The following is a 2,635-nucleotide window of genomic DNA, read 5'->3' on the forward strand; positions in this document are numbered from 1 at the left end:
GCAAAAGCTGATCCTGCGTGCCGGATTCGAACGGTGTGATATAGGCAGCCTGTGCGGTCATACCGATCGCCGCTGCTGCGATAAACGCTGTCACAAGAGTGAGAAAGAGCAATTTGAACGCTCTCATGTAGCCTCCAATAGTCGGTTTTGAGATTCCACCTGATTACCCTGCGAGTTCCCCTGCCAGCCGCTGCCGTGCAGCGGGTGTCACTCTTGATGCGTTAAACCGTGACAGAAGAAGTGTTGCCGCGAACGAGGTCGCATCTCTCGGTGCGACTCCGGGGCGGCAATGCGCAGCGCCGTAGCGCCTGGAGAAAAAACAATTAGTCAGAGGTCGGCATATCACCCCCTTCAGTATTGAAAATCACGGCGCACAACATACGCGTCTCCTCGACAGTACGCCGGCGCCCGTTTACAAAATGAGTTCCCTGCATGAGAAACACACACAATTATTCGGCCAGTAATTCAAAAGTTCCTGACGCCCTGCAGCATCAATTCAGGAGTAACAGAGATACCCTACGCGTTGAATTTACTATAATGTGTTCTATTGTCCGTGTCAAGTCTATTCCGTAGACTTTCTGGTAGATATTGCAGGATCAGAGTAACCGGTTCAGGTATCCCCTCAGTCGGAACAATCAAAAGAAACTACGGAGCGCCAATCGATTAGTCTGCCCTCAGCCCGAATCATCAGCGCATTGGTCGAGAACGAGGACCGGGTGCAGCGTTCTGCCAATGAAGCCCAACGGGCGAGACAGCTTCATCAACGACTTCTTATTGTTGAAAAGCGTCGTCGGGAAACATACGCTGTCATTCGATCGAGCAAACGCGTCTTGTGAATACGTGGTGCCGGGTGCGGCAGTACCGTGATAGTATCAGAGAAGATTTCCGACAAACCAACGCCTAAAGCATATGATTATTGACACGGGCTTACCGGCGACCAATTATCAAAACACGTGGTTGATTTAGGACAATTGCTGCCACGGTAAATATTACGCTAAACTGTCGAAAGGTTGACCGCTTTGGTGGCCGCCCGCGCTGTTTGGCGCGGGTATTTTCGTTTTTGGCGAATCCTGCGCCCGCCCGGTCAACCCGACGCACATCCGAAAGGAGCCCCCCATGAGTCTCAAAGGATACGATGTCTTTGTCACCTCGCCGGCCGAGGCCGCCCGCCTTCGCTGTCGCGTCTGCGGCGCCGAGTGCCGTGCACAGCGGAATGTCGACGGTCCGACCGGTTGGATCGCCGGAATGGCCGGACTCCACAAACGCCACGACCGATTCGATTGCCCGCACTCCGGGCGACCGTGGCACGAGCAGGCGCTCAAACTGCGGCAGGCGGTCGACCATTGCCCGAGCGAGTCGCTGCGGCGGCTGATGCTTGATGACCTCGGGCTGCTCCTGCAAACCCGATAGCAGGCGCCCCGTCGGCGCAAGACGGCGGCCGGCGCCGAATGGTGTCGGCCGGACATTTTGACTGTTGCCGGCGCGTCCCAATCCTTATCTTAGCGCATGCCGAAACCTTTGCGCAGGAGGACCAAATGCGACGCTGTCCCGACAACCCGATTTTGACCAGGGCCGACATTCCAGCTCTAAATCCGCAACTGACCGACGTGACCTCGGTATTCAACCCCGGGGCTATCCGACACGGCGACGAGTACATCCTGATGCTGCGGGTGCAGGACCGCGGCCGAGAAACCCACCTGATGGCGGCGCGCAGCCGCGACGGGATCAAGTTTGCGGTGGATCGGCAGGAAGTACGACTGGAGGGGATCGAAATGCTCGATCCGGTTCCGCATCATATATATGATCCGCGTATCACGTTCCTTGAAGGCGCGTATTATATCATGGTTGCCATGGACCGGGCGGTGGACTGTGTGCTGGGCTTGATTCGGACCCGCGATTTCCAACGATTTGAATTCCTGGGTATCTGCTCGGAGCCGCATTTTCGCAACGGCGTGCTGTTCCCGGAAAAGATCGGGGGAAAGTACCTTCGACTCGAACGCCCCAGCCGCGCCGATAACGCCGGGGTGCGGTCCGGAGACACCATCTGGCTGGCCGAGTCCGACGATCTGCTGGCGTGGCGCTCGCTCGGTCCGGTCATTAGCGGACGACCACACTACTGGGATGAACTCATTGGATCGGGTACGCCGCCGGTGCGCACCCGTGCGGGCTGGCTGCACCTGTACCACGGGATCGCAACCCATTTTGCAAGCGTGAATATCTACCAGGCCGGCGCCGTGCTGCTCGACCTGAACGATCCGTCTCGCGTGATCGCTCGCAGCCGAATGAATATTCTCGAACCAAGAGAACCATACGAGTTGGTTGGCCAGGTACCGAATGTTGTGTTCCCGAGCGGGCTTGTCGTCGACGAGTTCGATGCCCAGGGATTCGCCCTGCCAAACAGCCGGGTGCTCGCATATTACGGCGCCGCCGATACCTGTATCGGGCTGGCCACCGCGACGATCTCTGAGCTGATTGATGCCTGTCAGGAGGACAGATAGAGTGACGGCAGAGTCAAACCGCCGATTCCGACAAGCTCTGCCGGCGCTGATTTGTGTTGTCGCATGGGCGGCGCTCGGCGGATGCGGGGACAAGGAAGCTGCCGACAATAGGACTACCGCGGAAACGAAAGTCTTCC

Annotated in this window: 2 protein-coding genes; both read left to right on the plus strand. The window is 57.6% G+C overall.

The window, feature by feature from the left end:
- The first annotated feature begins 1,116 nt into the window (after positions 1-1,116).
- Positions 1,117-1,410, plus strand: a complete 294-nt coding sequence (locus KKA81_16660; protein MBU2652558.1) for a hypothetical protein — start codon at positions 1,117-1,119, stop codon at positions 1,408-1,410.
- Between the two features lie 152 nt (positions 1,411-1,562).
- The gene (locus tag KKA81_16665; GenBank protein MBU2652559.1) at positions 1,563-2,498 is read left to right on the plus strand and encodes a glycoside hydrolase family 130 protein; all 936 of its coding nucleotides are present in this window, start codon (positions 1,563-1,565) and stop codon (positions 2,496-2,498) included.
- The last annotated feature ends 137 nt before the right edge of the window (positions 2,499-2,635 follow it).

The sequence above is a fragment of the Bacteroidota bacterium genome, from assembly GCA_018831055.1.
GTDB lineage: Bacteria > Bacteroidota > Bacteroidia > Bacteroidales > B18-G4 > M55B132.